The 15,336-nt window shown below is 62.9% G+C and carries 13 protein-coding genes and 3 pseudogenes; 8 read left to right on the plus strand and 8 right to left on the minus strand.

Annotated features, from left to right (window positions below; genetic code table 11):
• Positions 1-274: 274 nt before the first annotated feature.
• Both JQ597_RS00180 and JQ597_RS00185 read left to right on the plus strand, forming a co-directional pair.
• Positions 275-403 (plus strand): annotated as a pseudogene (locus JQ597_RS00180) (SAM-dependent methyltransferase); the annotation flags it as partial.
• A 132-nt stretch (positions 404-535) separates the two neighbouring features.
• A complete protein-coding gene (locus tag JQ597_RS00185; RefSeq protein ID WP_212261501.1) occupies positions 536-1,576 on the plus strand; it encodes a cysteine synthase A in 1,041 nt (346 codons plus the stop codon).
• Positions 1,577-1,687: 111 nt separating this feature from the next.
• On the opposite strand, the gene JQ597_RS00190 is transcribed toward JQ597_RS00185, so the two are convergent.
• From JQ597_RS00190 to JQ597_RS00205, 4 genes are read right to left on the minus strand one after another with little or no spacing between them, the layout of a single operon-like run.
• Complete coding sequence (locus JQ597_RS00190; protein WP_249133123.1) at positions 1,688-2,431, minus strand: amino acid ABC transporter ATP-binding protein; 744 nt, start codon at positions 2,429-2,431, stop codon at positions 1,688-1,690.
• Positions 2,432-2,441: 10 nt separating this feature from the next.
• Positions 2,442-3,965, minus strand: coding sequence for an amino acid ABC transporter permease (locus tag JQ597_RS00195; protein WP_212261504.1), 1,524 nt, complete (start codon positions 3,963-3,965; stop codon positions 2,442-2,444).
• Entirely contained in the window at positions 3,965-5,167 is a 1,203-nt protein-coding gene (locus JQ597_RS00200; protein ID WP_212261507.1) for an amino acid ABC transporter permease, read from the minus strand. The genes JQ597_RS00195 and JQ597_RS00200 overlap by 1 nt, the downstream gene beginning before the upstream one ends.
• Before the next feature lie 22 nt (positions 5,168-5,189).
• Positions 5,190-6,206, minus strand: a complete 1,017-nt coding sequence (locus JQ597_RS00205; protein WP_212261510.1) for an amino acid ABC transporter substrate-binding protein — start codon at positions 6,204-6,206, stop codon at positions 5,190-5,192.
• Positions 6,207-6,627: 421 nt separating this feature from the next.
• Between JQ597_RS00205 and JQ597_RS38415 the strand changes: the two are divergent.
• The 5 genes and pseudogenes from JQ597_RS38415 to JQ597_RS00230 form a co-directional block, all read left to right on the plus strand.
• Positions 6,628-6,768, plus strand: a pseudogene (locus JQ597_RS38415) (cystathionine beta-lyase); the annotation flags it as partial.
• A 282-nt stretch (positions 6,769-7,050) separates the two neighbouring features.
• Positions 7,051-7,296 (plus strand): annotated as a pseudogene (locus JQ597_RS00215) (Flp pilus assembly protein CpaB); the annotation flags it as partial.
• Between the two features lie 89 nt (positions 7,297-7,385).
• Entirely contained in the window at positions 7,386-8,882 is a 1,497-nt protein-coding gene (locus JQ597_RS00220; RefSeq protein WP_212261515.1) for a type II and III secretion system protein family protein, read from the plus strand.
• 38 nt (positions 8,883-8,920) lie between these two features.
• On the plus strand, positions 8,921-9,658 hold the full coding sequence (locus JQ597_RS00225; protein ID WP_212036658.1) for a CpaD family pilus assembly protein: 738 nt from the start codon (positions 8,921-8,923) through the stop codon (positions 9,656-9,658).
• Entirely contained in the window at positions 9,655-10,938 is a 1,284-nt protein-coding gene (locus JQ597_RS00230) for a CpaE/TadZ family protein (protein ID WP_212261517.1), read from the plus strand. The genes JQ597_RS00225 and JQ597_RS00230 overlap by 4 nt, the downstream gene beginning before the upstream one ends.
• 50 nt (positions 10,939-10,988) lie before the next feature.
• On the opposite strand, the gene JQ597_RS00235 is transcribed toward JQ597_RS00230, so the two are convergent.
• Positions 10,989-11,819, minus strand: a complete 831-nt coding sequence (locus tag JQ597_RS00235; RefSeq protein ID WP_212261519.1) for a tetratricopeptide repeat protein — start codon at positions 11,817-11,819, stop codon at positions 10,989-10,991.
• Between the two features lie 163 nt (positions 11,820-11,982).
• Positions 11,983-12,231, minus strand: a complete 249-nt coding sequence (locus tag JQ597_RS38205; protein ID WP_192735824.1) for a PilZ domain-containing protein — start codon at positions 12,229-12,231, stop codon at positions 11,983-11,985.
• Positions 12,232-12,523: 292 nt separating this feature from the next.
• Here JQ597_RS38205 and JQ597_RS00245 point away from each other — a divergent pair, with 292 nt between their 5' ends.
• The gene (locus JQ597_RS00245) at positions 12,524-14,215 is read left to right on the plus strand and encodes a Na/Pi cotransporter family protein (protein WP_212261521.1); all 1,692 of its coding nucleotides are present in this window, start codon (positions 12,524-12,526) and stop codon (positions 14,213-14,215) included.
• On the opposite strand, the gene JQ597_RS00250 is transcribed toward JQ597_RS00245, so the two are convergent.
• Together JQ597_RS00250 and JQ597_RS00255 are read right to left on the minus strand one after the other, a co-directional pair.
• Positions 14,212-14,550: a lipid-A-disaccharide synthase N-terminal domain-containing protein gene (locus tag JQ597_RS00250; protein ID WP_212261524.1), complete on the minus strand. Its 339-nt coding sequence runs from the start codon at positions 14,548-14,550 to the stop codon at positions 14,212-14,214. The two genes, JQ597_RS00245 and JQ597_RS00250, sit on opposite strands and share 4 nt — an antisense overlap.
• Complete coding sequence (locus JQ597_RS00255) at positions 14,550-15,293, minus strand: glycosyltransferase family 2 protein (protein WP_502754087.1); 744 nt, start codon at positions 15,291-15,293, stop codon at positions 14,550-14,552. The genes JQ597_RS00250 and JQ597_RS00255 overlap by 1 nt, the downstream gene beginning before the upstream one ends.
• Positions 15,294-15,336 lie beyond the last annotated feature (43 nt).

The following is a 15,336-nucleotide window of genomic DNA, read 5'->3' on the forward strand; positions in this document are numbered from 1 at the left end:
ATTTCACGGGTTTTTTCCGCTATTCCCACAGCCCAAATCCATCTTCGCGCATGAAAACGCGCCTGCGGCCGATTCGATACTCCGGGAACTCCCTGCGCAGCTTCCACGAAGGGGACAAATGCGGGTCGCCTGGTGTCGGAAAGGGAATCGCCGGCAATGCTGCGGCCTCGATCCTATCGAAGCATTATCCAGTCATTGATCGCGAACTCCGGCCTGGCGGACAACGTCACCATCATCGGCTCCGTGAACTTTGTCGCCTTCCTCAGCAACCGTCGCCTCGCTCGGCGAACGGCTCGCTTTTCCCGTCATCCGCAAGCGCATTTCCGGGCAAGATTATGCCAAGGCGCTCGCGATCTGGCGAAGCAATTTCCGCGCGCCCTGGCCGAACCTGATGCCGTCAGGGAAATATCGCGGCGCGTCAGGTGGTGTTCGCAAATCCGGATGACCGGCTGCGACTTAAGCGCTGGCTTGTATGCCCGGCAGCCGTCCTTTAGGGTTCGCCCAACGATCAGGCAAAGCAAACCGGCAATTCCAAATGACCTTCAACAAAGACGTCATCGAAGCGATCGGCAACACGCCGCTCATCAAGCTCAAGCACGCTTCCGAAGCGACCGGCTGCACCATTCTCGGCAAGGCCGAATTCATGAATCCCGGCCAGTCGGTGAAGGACCGCGCCGGCAAATGGATGATCCTGGAAGCCGAGAAGCGCGGCGACCTCAAGCCCGGCGGCCTGGTTCTGGAAGCGACCGCGGGCAATACCGGCATCGGTCTTGCCGTCGTAGCGAGCGCGCGTGGGTACCGGACGATGATCCTGATCCCGGAAACCCAGAGCCAGGAAAAAAAGGACATGCTGCGGCTATGCGGCGCGGAACTGATCGAAGTGCCGCAGCTGCCGTACTCCAATCCGAACAACTACCAGCACGTCGGACGACGGCTCGCCGCGCAGCTGCGCAAGAGCGAGCCGAACGGCGTGCTGTTCGCCGATCAGTGGAACAACCTCGATAACGCCAAGGCGCACTACGAATCGACCGGCCCCGAGATCTGGCAGCAGACCGGCGGCAAGATCGACGGCTTCATCTGCTCGGTCGGCACCGGCGGCACGCTGGCCGGCACCAGCCGCTATCTGAAGGAAAAGCATCCGGGCATCGTCAACGCCTGCGCCGATCCCCATGGCTTTGCGATGTACGAGCTGTTCAAGAACGGCACGGCCAAATCGACACCGGGAGACTCGATCACCGAGGGCATCGGGCTCGGGCGCGTCACGCCGGTCATCGAGACCGCGAAGGTCGACGACGCCTTTCTGATCTCGGACGAGGAAGCCGTAAAGCTGATCTACGACCTAACCGAGCACGAGGGCCTTTGTCTCGGCGGCTCCACCGGCGTCAACATCGCGGGCGCGATCCAGCTCGCCAAGCAGCTTGGGCCCGGCAAGACCATCGTGACCATCCTTGCCGATTCCGGCGGCCGCTATCAGTCAAAGCTGTTCAATCCGGCTTTCATGCGAGCTAAGAATCTGCCGGTGCCGGAATGGCTGGAGAAGCGCCCGAAGGTCGACCTGCCGTTCGAGAAGGTGTGAGGCGGACGCGAAATCGCAGGGTGGGCAAAAGCGCATTGGCGCCGTGCCCACCATCTATCCAGATATCGTACCTTGATGGTGGGCACGCTTCGCTTTGCCCACCCGACGAAGCTAATGCCGCAATATCTGGCTGAGGAACAACTTGGTCCGCGCGTGCTGCGGATTGGCGAAGAAGTTTTCCGGCGTGTTGGATTCGATCACCTGGCCTGCGTCCATGAACACGACGCGATTGGCGACTTCGCGCGCGAACCCCATTTCGTGCGTGACGACCAGCATGGTCATGCCTTCATTGGCGAGATCGACCATGGTGTCGAGCACTTCCTTGACCATTTCCGGATCGAGCGCCGAGGTCGGCTCGTCGAACAGCATGACCTTGGGGTTCATGGTCAGCGCGCGGGCGATCGCCACGCGCTGCTGCTGACCGCCTGACATCTGCCCCGGATATTTGCTGGCCTGGTGCGGGATCTTGACCCGCTCCAGATATTTCATCGCGGTCGCCTCGGCGTCCTTCTTGGGGATATTGCGCACCCAGATCGGCGCCAGCGTGCAGTTCTCCAGCACGGTCAAATGCGGAAACAGGTTGAAGCTCTGGAACACCATGCCGACTTCGCGCCGGACTTCGTCGACGCGCCGCAAATTGGGCCCAAGTTCGATGCCCTCGACGACGATCTCGCCTTCCTGGAATTCCTCCAGCGCATTGATGCAGCGGATCAGCGTCGACTTGCCCGAGCCTGAGGGACCGCAAATGACGATGCGCTCTCCCTTGGCTACACCGAGGTTGATGTCACGCAGGACGTGAAAGTCCCCGTACCATTTGTTGAGAGCCTTGATGCCAACGATCTGATCTGTGCTCATGCTCATTCACTCAATTGCGGCGATGCGCGTTCAGCCTGTTCTCGACGAACAGCGAATAGCGCGACATGCCAAAGCAGAAGATGAAGTAGATGATCCCGGTGAACGCAAAGCCGGTGAACAACGTGGTCGGCGTCGACCAGTTTGGATCGGAAAACGACGCGCGCAACGATCCCAGGAGATCGAACAGCGCGACGATCGAGACCAGCGAGGTGTCCTTGAACAGGCCGATGAAACTGTTGACGAGGCTGGGGATGACGTGGCGCAACGCCTGCGGCATCACGATGAGCCCGGTCGTTTTGGCCCAGGACAGGCCGAGCGCGCTCGCCGCCTCGCCCTGCCCGCGCGGGATCGCCGCCAGGCCGCCGCGGATGTTTTCCGCCTGGTAGGCGCCGGTGAACAGCGCGATCCCGATCAGGGCGCGCACCAATCCGTCGATGGTGAACCCCGCCGGAACGAACAGCGGCAACATATAGGTTGCGAAGAACAGCACCGTGATCAGCGGAACGCCGCGCCAGAACTCGATGAAGGCGATCGAGAAAATCCGGATCAGCGGAATCGACGAGCGCCGGCCGAGCGCGAGCGCAACGCCGATCGGCATCGATGCGACGATGCCGGTGACCGCCACCACCAGTGTGACCAGCAACCCGCCCCATAGCCGCGTATCGACAACGGGCAAGCCACCCCGGTCCAGTCCCATGACCGCGATGACGATGCCAATGCCAGCGAAGATCGCAAGGCAGGTGATCAGAGGACGTGAGCCGGCGCGCAAGCCGCCAGCGAACCAGAACACCAGGGCGCAGGCGATGATGGTGGTCAATGCGAAATCGGCCCACAGCGGACTGCCAAAAGCCTGGACCTGATCGCGCAGCCAGGTCAGCGGCAACAGCAGCCAGGAAACCATCGTCGAGAGCAGCACGATCAGTTGACCGAGCAGCCAAAGCAGCGGTCCGATCACCGCCGTCGCCTCACCCGCGGCGGCCAGCTTGCGCCCGCTGTCGCCGATGCTGTCGTTGAACCCCGACAAAAGCCCGGCGGTCCAGCTGACACCGAGGCCGCGCAATCCGCCGCCATGCAGCAGGAAGAACGCGATGACGGGCAATGCGATGAAGAACAGTCCGGCGTTGAGGCCCTTGGCCGGCGCCCGGGGAATCAGCAGCGGCAGCAGCAGGATCGCGGCCATGAGGAAGACCAGATTGACCCGCCAGCGCTCCGGCTCCGGATAGAAGCCGTAGATGAACTGACCGATTTTCGCCTGAATGAACGGCCAGCAGGCGCCAACCACGTCTCCGGCGTTTTTGGCGAGACACGCGGTGCGGTCGTTGCCGGTCCAGACCGCATCGATCAGCACGAATCTCAGCGCGGGCACGGCGACGAACCAGAGCAGCAACGCGCTGACGATCGTGATCAGGACGTTGGTCGGCGAATTGAACAGCCGCGTGCGCAGGAAGCCGACAAAGCCGGTGGTCTTGATCGGTGCTGGACGCTCGCCGACGAGTTCCCCGCGCACGAAAACGGATGGTGTGGTCTCGCTCATCACCCCATACTCCGGCCGATACGCCATCCGTAGAAACTCATGATCGCGCTCGTGACCAGCGAGATCACGAGGTAGACGCCCATGGTGATGCCGATGATTTCGATCGCCTGCCCGGTTTGGCTCAGCGTGGTGCCGGCAAACACCGAGACCAGATCAGGATAGCCGATCGCCACCGCCAGCGTGGAGTTCTTGGTCAAATTCAGATACTGGTTGGTGAGCGGCGGCAGGATCACGCGCAAGGCCTGCGGGATCACGATCAGCCGCAGCACCGAGCCACGCTGCAGCCCAAGCGAGGAGCCGGCTTCCATCTGCCCCTTGTGAACGGACAAGATACCGGCGCGCACGATTTCGGCGATGAAGGAGGCGGTGTAGGTCGACAACGCCAATGTCAGGGCGACGAATTCCGGAATGACCCGTGAGCCACCGGAAAAGTTGAAGCCCTTCAGGGCCGGTATTTCAAACTTTACGGGCGCGCCGAAGATTTGCGTCGCAAGGAGCGGAAGAACGATCACCAGGCCCAGCGCATAAGGCCAGACCTTGATCACCTTGCCGCTCTGGAACAGCAGACGCCGGGAATAGCGCCACAACGCGATCGCAGCGACGATCGCGATCAGCAACGCGATGACGAACGGTTCGAAACCCGGCTCGCCGATCGGCTTGGGGATTACCAAGCCGCGATTGCTGAGAAAGAAGGTGTCGAGCACCGAGATGCTCTGCCTGGGATTGGGCAGCGCAGCCAGCACCGCCAGATACCAGAACAGGATCTGGAACAGCAGCGGCAGATTGCGGATCAGCTCGACATAGCCGCCGGCGATGCGCGACAGCAGCCAGTTCGGCGACAGGCGGCCGAGCGCCACCAGGAAACCAATCACGGTGGCGAAGAAGATTCCGATCACCGAGACCAGCAGCGTATTGAGCAGGCCGACCAGGAAAACGCGGATGTAATTGTCGGACCCTGAATACGCAATCAGGTTCTGGCTGACGTCAAAACCTGCCGTGTTGACCATGAAGCCGAAGCCCGCGGTGATCCGCTGCGCCTGCAGATTGGCGCGGGCATTGGCGACGATCTCGTAGGCGATCCAGGCCAGTGCGGCGACGAACACGAGCTGGATAACAAAACCGCTCCAGCCCGCGCTGCCACCAAGCGCCCTCTGCAGTTTTGGGAGCAACTGCGACGGTGGTTTTCGGGGTTCGATGGCCATCGCCGCAGCCCTCCGCTGGCGATCAGCGAATCGGCGGCGCGTACTGGATACCCCCCTTGCTCCAAAGCGCGTTGATGCCGCGGGCGATTCCAAGCTTGGAGCCGGCGCCGACGTTGCGCTCGAAGGACTCGCCGTAATTGCCGACCGCCTTCACGATCCGCGAGACCCAATCCTTGGTCAGGCCGAGCTGTTCGCCAAGATTGCCGTCGGTGCCGAATACCCGCTTCATCTCCGGCTTGTCCGATTTCGCCATCTCATCGGCGTTCTTCTGGGTAATGCCCAGCTCTTCCGCCGTGATCATCGCGTAAAGCGTCCATTTCACGATGTCGAACCACTGGTCGTCGCCATGGCGCACCATCGGGCCGAGCGGCTCTTTCGAAATCACTTCCGGCAGCACGACATGATCGGCCGGGTTCGCGAGTTTCAAACGATCGGCATAAAGGCCGGACACGTCTGTCGTGAAGACGTCACAGCGTCCGGACTCATAGGCCTTGACGGCCTCGTCGTTGGTGCCGAATGCGATCACCTCGTACTTCATGTTGTTGCCCTTGAAGTAGTCGGCCAGATTTTGCTCGGTGGTGGTGCCTTGCTGCACGCAGACCGACGCGCTGTTCAATTCCAGCGCGGAATTCACCTTCAGCGCCTTCTTCACCATGAAGCCCTGGCCGTCATAATAGGTCACGCCGGTGAAATTGGCGCCGAGCGAAGTATCGCGCGACAGCGTCCAGGTGGTGTTGCGCGACAGCACATCGATTTCGCCGGACTGCAGCGCGGTGAAGCGATCCTTGGCCGACAGCGGCACGAACTTGATTTTGCTCGGATCGTTGAAGACCGCAGCTGCGATCGCTCGGCAAATATCAACATCCAGCCCGGTCCAGTTGCCCTTGTCGTCCGGAGACGAGAACCCCGGCAATCCCTGGCTGACGCCGCAGGAAAGCATGCCACGGTCCTTGACCGTTTTGAGGGTTTGCGCCGAGGCGGCCTGGACCGAAAGGCCGGCGGCAACGGCAAGGGTGAGAACCAGGGATACGCGTTTCATGGGCAAGGCCTTTCAGGGGTCGTGCGGGAACGTTGGCTTGTCGTCCTCGAACGCTGTTGGGCCAACCCGATGATCCCTCGCCCAAAAAAGCGCCAATCTGACCCGACAGTTTGACACGCAATACGGTCGGACAGGGATCGAAGGTCGCGGCAGGCCCCTCAACGTGCGGCGACTGGTAGTTGTGCCGTATCACAATCCGACTGGCGAGCCGGGTCAAGGGGTTGACGGCCGACTTCTGTATTCTGTGAGTAACTAAACCGGCCCCGCCCCCGCCGACCGGCGGTGTTTTGGCCATCTGTCGTGGCTGCGGCAAAACGTCTTTGATGGCGCGAACGCCTGAGTTTTTCGAACGCCCGACCGTCCAGACCGCAAAATCCGAAACCAGACTGGCACCTGAGGCCGCGACGCCAAAGCCCGGGTGGGCTGTGCGAGCCTCGTCATTCCCTGCGACAGCTATCGCCCGGCGCCGGGCGCCCTGACGCTGCGGCTTCACATCGGGCTCGAGAATGTCGATGACCTCAAGGCCGATCTTGACCGGCGCTTCACGGCGTTGAAGGCCGCCAACCAGCGCCGCGATTTCTGCAAACAAATCTCCGCGATCCGCTGCTGCACAGCGGCGGATGCGGCGCGTGCCGCGACGGTCTTATCCGTAGAAACCCGTATTCTTGCAGGCGCGGACACTAACCGCGCGTTCACCATGACGGCGAATCCCGCCGTTTCTCGCCCGCAAATCATTCACCCCTCAAGTTCCCTTATACCATTGCCCCGTTAGTCATGCCGGGTGGGACGGCCATCGACGCCATGCGGATGATGGCGCCCAGCGTAAGAGTAGACAGTAAAGCGTATGAATGCTGCTCGTATCGTAGTTCTAGCCAACGCGCTCAGTGCGGGCGGCGTTGCGGCCTATCTCGCGCGCGGATCGGACGAGAAACCCGCCGCTGCCGAGCCGGTCGCGCAACTGCCGACCACGGAGATTCTCATCGCCAAATCCGGCATCGGCCTTGGCCAGTCGGTGAAGCCCGAGGATCTGCAATGGCAGATCTGGCCGGCCTCGAGCTCCAGCAACAGTTTCATCGGATCCGACGACCAGGCCCCGAAGCGGGGCTCAAGCATCAACGTGGTTCGCTACGGCATTGCGAGCCAATCGACGGCACAGAAGTGACCGAAAGGACGCGGGGAATGAAGTTCGGGGGTAATCAGTCAGCGATGCGAACGGCTGCGGTCGGGGCCTTGTTGTTTTCGGCCATCGCCACGCTGGCGCTCAGCCCGTTGGCATCTGTCGTGGCGGCCGAGCTCGACAAGGAGCTGGCCAGGGAGCTGTCCAAGGATTCCCTCAAGGATCCGGTGACGACTTCTGCCATCGGCCCGGTCAAGGAACGCTTCCTCTCCCTCGGCGTCGGCAAGTCCGTGGTGGTGGACCTGCCGCGCGACGTGAAGGACGTACTTGTCGCCGATCCCAAGATCGCCAACGCCGTCATTCGTTCGGCTCAGCGCGCCTACATCATCGGCGCTGCGGTCGGTCAGACCAACGTGGTGTTCTTCGATGCCGACGGCCAGCAGGTCGGCTCCTACGACATCGCGGTCAAGCGCGACCTCAACGGTGTGCGGGCGGCGCTCCGGCAAACGCTGCCGGGGATCAATATCGAAGGCGTCGGTGAAGGCGTCATCCTGACCGGCTCGGTATCGAGCCCGATCGAGGCCCAGCAGGCCGGCGACCTCGCCGCGCGGCTGGTCGGCAGCGCGGACAAGGTCGTCAATTCCATCGCCGTCCGCGGCCGCGACCAGGTGATGCTGAAGGTCAACGTTTCCGAAGTGCGACGCGACATCATCAAGCAGATGGGCGTCGATCTCAGTGCGAGCATGAATTACGGCACCGCGGTCGTGAACTTCAACAACAACAATCCCTTCACCGCCTACGGCCGTCCGCTGGTGTCTGACAATGGCCTCGCCGCCTCGAGCATCCTCAAGGGCCTGCCGACGGTCACCGCGACCATGCGCGCGATGGAATCCGCCGGCGTGGTCCGCACGCTGGCAGAGCCGAACCTGACGGCGATATCCGGCGAGTCCGCGACCTTCATCGCCGGCGGCGAATTTCCGATCCCCGCCGGTTATTCCTGCGATCCGGTCACGCACATCTGTACGACGCAGATCCTGTACAAGAAATTCGGCATCTCGCTGAACTTCACGCCTGTCGTGCTGAGCGAAGGACGGATCAGCCTGCGGGTGATGACCGAAGTCTCGGAACTGTCGACCGAAAATGCCATCACCCTGAACCAGAACGGCGCTGCGCTGACGATTCCCTCGATCAGGACCCGTCGCGCCGAGACCACGCTGGAAATCCCCTCAGGCGGTTCGATGGCGATGGCCGGCCTGATCCAGCAGCAGACCAAGCAGGCGGTCAACGGATTGCCAGGCGTCAACCAGCTCCCGATCCTGGGCGCCCTCTTCCGCAGCCAGGACTTCGTCAACAACGAGACCGAACTGATGGTTCTCGTCACGCCCTATGTGGTCCGCGCGGTTGCCCAGAAGGAATTGTCGCGCCCCGACGACGGGTTTGCACCGGCGTCCGATTCCCAATCGACGCTGCTGGCCCGCATCAACCGGATCTATGGCCTTGCCGCCCGCGTCGGGCCGGTCGGCGCCTATGAGGGCAATTTCGGCTTCATCATTGACTGAGACGACACGGCTCCACGGACGGGGATGAGGACAGAACCATGACAACCCAAACGAAGGTCGATCACCGTCACAGCTGGCGACTGCTCGGCGCGCTGCTCGGCCTGTCCGCTGCGCTGGGGGCCTGCCAGCAGACCGGCGAGATCGTGACCGCGACCGTTCCCACCGATTACCGTCAGCGGCATCCGATCGCCGTTCAGGAAGGTAACCGCTCGATCGTCATTTTCGTCGGGCACGCCCGCGGCGGCCTCTCGGCCCCGCAGCGCAACGACGTCATGGGACTGGCCCAGACCTGGGCCCGCGAAGGCACCGGCGCGATCATCGCCGACGTGCCGGTCAACACTGCCAATGCCCGCGCGGCCGAGGCAACGTACCAGGAAATCCGCTCGATGCTGACCGCAGGCGGCGTGCCGTCAAGCGCGATCAGGCTGCGTCATTATCAGCCGGATAACCCACAAACGCTTCCGACCATCAAGCTGATCTATCCCAAGATCTCCGCGGTGGCCGGTCCCTGCGGCCTGTGGCCGGAGGACCTCGGGCCCAACATCTACGACACCGGTTACAATGAAAACCGGCCGTACCACAATTTTGGTTGCGCCACCCAACGCAACCTCGCCGCCATGATCGACAACCCGGCGGACCTCGAGCAGCCGCGGCCCGAAACCCCCGCCTACACGATGCGGCGCAACGCGGCCTTCGAAAAATACCGCAAGGGTGTGTCGACCACCACCACCTATCCCGAATCCGACAAAGCCAAACTGAGCGATACAGGTAAATGATCAGCCGGTCCCGAAAAGACTCCGAACAAGAGCACGACCTTACGCGGCCCGCCGATGAATACATTTCGCCGGCGCCGCGCGTATCGGTGCAGGCCTTTTGCGCATCGGCCGCGACCGCCACAACGGTGCGGTCGGCCAGCGAAGACCGCCGCCTTGGCAAGGTTCACCTGTCCGTTCATATGGGCGGCATCGCCGCCGCCATCGATGCCTATCACAAGGCCCCGACGCCGAACGTGATCATGCTGGAAACCGAAGGCTCCAGCGACATGCTCGACGGTCTCGATGAACTCGCCACCGTCTGCGACGCCGGCACAAGGGTCGTCGTGATCGGCAGCGCCAGTGATGTCACGCCCTATCGCGAACTGGTGCGTCGCGGCGTCAGCGACTACGTGGTCGGGCCGGTCGAAACCCTCGATGTGGTGCGCGCGATCTGCAGCCTGTTTTCCGCGTCCGAAGCCGTCGCGGTCGGCCGGATGGTTGCTGTCGTCGGCGCCAAGGGCGGCGTCGGTTCATCCACGGTGGCGCACAATGTGGCCTGGGCCATCGCACGCGACCTGGCGCTGGATTCCGTCGTGATCGACCTCGATCTGGCGTTCGGCACCGCCGGCCTCGACTACAACCAGGACCCGATACAGGGCATCGCCAACGCGCTGTTCCAGCAGGATCGGCCCGACAGCGCGCTGATGGAGCGCCTGCTCGCGAAATGCTCCGAGCGTCTCAGTCTGCTGGCAGCCCCTGCGACGCTCGAACAGGTCTACGATTTCGGTGCGGACGCCTTCGATGCGATCTTCGATACGCTGCGCATGACCACCCCCTGCATCGTGCTCGATGTCCCGCATCAATGGTCGGCGTGGACCAAGCGCGCGCTGGTCGGCGCGGACGATATTCTGATCGTTGCCGAGCCTGATCTCGCCAACATGCGGAACGCCAAGAACATGCTGAACGTGCTCAAGGCAGCCCGGCCCAACGACCGGCCGCCGCTCTATTGTCTCAACCAGGTCGGGATGCACAAGCGCCCGGAAATCACGCCGCGCGAATTCGCCAAGGCGATCGAGGGCCAGCCCATCGCGACCATCCCGTTCGATTCAAAGATGTTCGGCACGGCAGCCAATAACGGCCAGATGATCCAGCAAATCTCCGCCGGTCATCGCACCACCACGATGTTCCTGCAGATGGCGCAACGCCTGACAGGTCACGCCGTGACCAAGCGATCACGCGGTTCGCTGCTGGCGCCGATCATGCCGATCATCAACAAGCTGCGCGCCGGCGGCAGCCGCTAAGGCGCGGCGGGCAACGGGGCGGGCTCACGCCTCCTCCCGTTCGCCCGCGGTCAATTCGAGCGCCCGGACGCAGCGCCCGGCATCTTGCCGCCCATCTCGGCGCGCGCATTCTCCTTGCGCGACAGCATGAGCTTTAACTGCGCGACGTTGGCGGCCGCTTCCTCGGGCGGAAGGTCGGCCTTCGCGATCTTCTCAGCCTCGGCCGTGTTGCCCCGCAGGCCGACCACCAGCGCCAGATTGGCCCGCACGCGCGCGTCGTTGGCCGCACGGCTATGGGCGCGACGCAACGTCTCCTCCGCCTTCGGCAGGTCCTTTGAAAGCACGTAAGACAGGCCGAGATTGGAAAGCACCGACGGTTGGTCTGGCGTGATCTTCAGCGCGCTCGAATAATACTGCCGCGCTTCCTCGAACCGGCCGAGCTGGTCGAGCACCGCACCTTGCGCGGAGAGTATCCGCCAATCCGGATTGTCGGGGGTGTGAGCGCGGCCGAGCACGTCGAAGGCCTGCTGGAAATTGCCATTGTCGGCGAGCGCGCGGCCGTAGCCGGCAAGCAGCGCCTTGTTGCTGGAATGGGCGATGGTCGCCTGCTCCAGCACCGCGACCGCCTGCGACTTCTGTCCGGTGGCGCGCAACGCTTTGCCGTATTGCAGGGCCGCGTCGGCATCCTTCGGGTTGGCGCGATAGCGCGCCTCGAAAACCTCTACGTCGCGGCGCGGGTCGGCGGCGCGGCTGGTTTCGGCTTTCTCACCGAGCGAGCCCGTGACATCCGACGACGTCACGGCCGTCTGGCAGCCGCTAAGCCCCAGTGCGAGAATCGCCGCGGATGATGTACACGCAAGAAGTCGCGCGAATTCAGATGGTTGGAACAATTTCTGGAACATTTACTGGACCCGCGTCGGCGACTGTCCAGAATGCTCACAGCTTAACCCTAAATTCGGGTTAAGCAGGCCGTCTTTACGGTAATGGGCGGCCGCAATGGCCTGTTTAGCATCGGCCACGCGGCTGCGGACCGGGCTCTGATCCCGGCCTCGCCGCATTCCTGTACTAGTCGACGAATTGAGCGCCGAGTTCGCAGCCGATCCGCCATGCGAGCTTGCACTGGCGCGGCCGCTGACCGGTCGAGAAAATCACGGTGAACTCGGGGGGAATCTCCGGATATTCGGCGATAATCTTCACTCCGCCGTCCGACACGTCCGTGATCATGCAGTCGCGCGGCAACCCGCCGGTCCCAAACTGTATCTTCGCAAAGTTTCTGCACACACGACGTTCGCTTCTGCGGCGATTCGCTAACATCTTTGCCCCTGGCCCTGATCGAGAAAATTGGTGTCTCTCGTTTACAGAAGAATTGTTGGAATTGGCCTAGCGGAACCGATCGCAATGTAATCGAAGTGTAGCGGTTGTTTTCCAGCTCTGCTTACCCTGCGCTTGTGCTGACGCGCTCGCGCGATCGATTGCTGCCTTTGGCTCCTGCCGGCACGTTCTCTGCCTGCGGCCACGTCAGCAATTTTCGGCAAATTAAAGGGTTGATCCGCGCCCTTTTGGCGATAGCCTGAACTTTCGACTCGCGCTGCCGGAAGCTATTCGCATGGGAACCGTCGTTCTTCTCGACCTGATGGGTGGCGTTGCGCTGCTGCTGTGGGGCCTGCATATGGTCCACAGCGGAATCCTTCGCGCGTTCGGCCCTGACCTGCGTCAATTGCTGGCGAAGGGGCTCAACAATCGCTTCACCGCCTTCGCGGCCGGCCTCGGCCTGACGGCGCTGCTCCAGAGCAGCACCGCGACGGCGCTGATCACAAGCTCGTTCACGTCGGAAGGCCTGGTCAGCCTGGTGCCGGCGCTTGCCATCATGCTCGGCGCCAATGTCGGCACCACGCTGATCGTGCAGATCCTGTCGTTCAAAATCGCCGCCGTCGCCCCCGTCCTGTTCATCATCGGTCTGGTGGCGTTCCGCACCGGACCGCGCTCGCGCATCAAGGATATCGGCCGCGTCTCGATCGGGCTTGGACTGATGCTGCTGGCGCTGCACATCCTGCTCGACACGCTAGCGCCGGCCGAAAACGCGCCGGGCATGCGCGTGTTCATGAACGCCATCACCGGCGACCCCGTGCTCTGCATCGTCGTCGGTGCGGTCGTGACCTGGGTGGTGCATTCCAGCGTCGCCAGCGTGCTGCTGGTGATGTCGCTGGCATTTGCGCATTTCATTACGCCGGTGGCGGCATTGGCGCTGGTGCTCGGTGCCAACCTCGGCAGCGCGATCAATCCGATTGTCGAAGGCGCCCGCCGCGACAACCCCGCCAGCTACCGCCTGCCGCTGGGGAATCTCGCCAACCGGGTGATCGGCATCGCACTGGTGGCGCCGTTCCTGAACCCGATCGCGGATCTGCTGCAATCGTGGCAGCCGGACCCCGCCAAGGCCACGGCGCAATTCCACATCGCGTTCAACGTCGTGATGGCGCTGCTTTTTATCGGCCTGCTCGACGGCATCGCGCGGCTGCTGAAAAAACTGCTGCCGACGCGCGTCCGGGAGACCGACCCGCTGCGGCCGCGCTATCTCGACGAGAGCGCGCTGGAGACCCCTTCTTTGGCGCTGGCGGACGCCGCGCGTGAAACGCTGCATATGGGCGACCATGTCGAGGTCATGCTGCGCAAGGTGATGGCGGCGATGATGACCAACGACCGGGCGCTGGTCGACCAGGTCTCGCAGATGGACAACAGCGTCGACAGCCTCGACGAGGCGATCAAGCTCTATGTCACCAAGCTCACCCGCGGCAGTCTCGACGAGCGCGAGGGACAGCGGGCGATGGAGATCGTCTCCTTCGCCATCAACCTCGAACATATCGGCGACATTATCGACAAGAATCTGAGCGAGCTTGCGACCAAGAAGATCAAGCGCCGGTTCCAGTTCTCGGCCGAGGGCGCCGAAGAGCTCTCGGCCTTCCACAAGCGCACGATGGATTCGCTGCGGATCGCGTTCGGCGTCTTCATGTCCGGCGACGTCAATGAGGCCCGCAAGCTGCTGGCCGAGAAGGCGGCGCTGCGCAACGCCGAACTCGCCGCCACCGAGCGGCATCTCGACCGGCTGCGCGAGGGGCGGCCCGAGACCATCGAGACCACCTCGCTGCACCTCGACGTGCTGCGCGATCTCCGGCGGATTCACTCCCATATCTGCTCGGTCGCCTACCCCGTGCTCGATGCCGCCGGTGAACTGGCGGCCTATCGCTCTAGCGAAAGCGACATGGCGGCGCTGCCCGCACCGGCCGCGGGACGCAGCGGTTAGCGATCCAGCGTCCTCGACGCGCTGGCGCGGCTCTTCACGATCAGCATGATGTTTCGGATGTAGATGATGGTGGCCATTGACTGGCCGAGGATGATGACGGGTTCGCGTTTGGCGATGCCGTAGACCAGCGTCATCATCCCGCCGCCCATCGAGAAAAACCAGAACGCCATCGGCACCACGCTCTGCCCGGCGCGCTCGCTCGAGATCCACTGCACGAGGAAGCGCGCGGTGAACAGCAATTGCGCGACCAGGCCGAACGCCAGCCAGAAATCGAACTTGGCGACGAAGACGTCGTAAAGGTAATCGCCGAGCGCCTGCCCGTATTGAATCAGCATCAGGTCACCTCGGTCGCAATGGGCGTCGACTTCTTGCGGCGGATCAACCACCAGACGCCGGCCAGATCCATGATCCCGATCCATAGCCGGTCAAAGAAGCCGTAATTTGATACGCCGGAATGGCGCGGGCGGTCGATCACATCGACGTAAGCAATGCCAAAACCTTCACGGCGCACCAGCGCCGGCAGGAAACGATGCAGCCCGTCGAAATAAGGCATCGACAGGAATACCTCGCGCGGAAAGGCCTTCAGCCCACACCCGGTGTCGCGGGTGCCGTCGCGCAAAATCCCGTTGCGCACGGCATTGGCGATCCGCGATTGCATTTTCTTGAAACCGGTGTCCTTGCGTCCGACCCGCTGGCCCGCGGCAAGGCCGATGCGGCCGCCGCCGCTCTCGACCGCCGAAATCAGATCCGGCAGAAACGCCGGATTGTTCTGTCCGTCGCCGTCGAGCGTCGCCACAATGGCGCCGCGCGCCGCACGAACGCCACTGCGCACCGCCGCCGATTGTCCGGAGGATTTTTCATGCCGGAGCTGCCGGAGATTGCCGTGCACCTTCATCAGCGCTTTGAGCCGCTCGGCGGTGGCATCGGTCGAGCCGTCATTGACATAGATGATCTCATAGGCCCAGCGGCCATCCAGCGCGGCCGTGATTTCCGTAATCAGCGGCGCGACGTTGTCGGCCTCGTTGCGCACGGGCACAACGATGGAAACGGCGACCGCGGCTTGGTCGGAAGAAGGCAAATCGGCACTCATCGGTTGGGCTGGGGTTGGATCGGCTTGCACG

It is taken from the genome of Bradyrhizobium sp. AUGA SZCCT0177 (assembly GCF_018130125.1).
In the GTDB taxonomy this organism is placed as follows: Bacteria; Pseudomonadota; Alphaproteobacteria; order Rhizobiales; family Xanthobacteraceae; genus Bradyrhizobium.

Bases quoted from the DNA above. Each gene is read 5' to 3' on its own strand.
- JQ597_RS00235 (WP_212261519.1), bottom strand. From the start codon at position 11,819: ATGTTCCAGAAATTGTTCCAACCATCTGAATTCGCGCGACTTCTTGCG.
- JQ597_RS00250 (WP_212261524.1), bottom strand. From the start codon at position 14,550: ATGCTGATTCAATACGGGCAGGCGCTCGGCGATTACCTTTACGACGTC.
- JQ597_RS38205 (WP_192735824.1), bottom strand. From the start codon at position 12,231: ATGTTAGCGAATCGCCGCAGAAGCGAACGTCGTGTGTGCAGAAACTTT.
- JQ597_RS00190 (WP_249133123.1), bottom strand. From the start codon at position 2,431: ATGAGCACAGATCAGATCGTTGGCATCAAGGCTCTCAACAAATGGTAC.
- JQ597_RS00230 (WP_212261517.1), top strand. From the start codon at position 9,655: ATGATCAGCCGGTCCCGAAAAGACTCCGAACAAGAGCACGACCTTACG.
- JQ597_RS00185 (WP_212261501.1), top strand. From the start codon at position 536: ATGACCTTCAACAAAGACGTCATCGAAGCGATCGGCAACACGCCGCTC.
- JQ597_RS00200 (WP_212261507.1), bottom strand. From the start codon at position 5,167: ATGGCCATCGAACCCCGAAAACCACCGTCGCAGTTGCTCCCAAAACTG.
- JQ597_RS00195 (WP_212261504.1), bottom strand. From the start codon at position 3,965: ATGAGCGAGACCACACCATCCGTTTTCGTGCGCGGGGAACTCGTCGGC.
- JQ597_RS00205 (WP_212261510.1), bottom strand. From the start codon at position 6,206: ATGAAACGCGTATCCCTGGTTCTCACCCTTGCCGTTGCCGCCGGCCTT.
- JQ597_RS00245 (WP_212261521.1), top strand. From the start codon at position 12,524: ATGGGAACCGTCGTTCTTCTCGACCTGATGGGTGGCGTTGCGCTGCTG.
- JQ597_RS00220 (WP_212261515.1), top strand. From the start codon at position 7,386: ATGAAGTTCGGGGGTAATCAGTCAGCGATGCGAACGGCTGCGGTCGGG.
- JQ597_RS00225 (WP_212036658.1), top strand. From the start codon at position 8,921: ATGACAACCCAAACGAAGGTCGATCACCGTCACAGCTGGCGACTGCTC.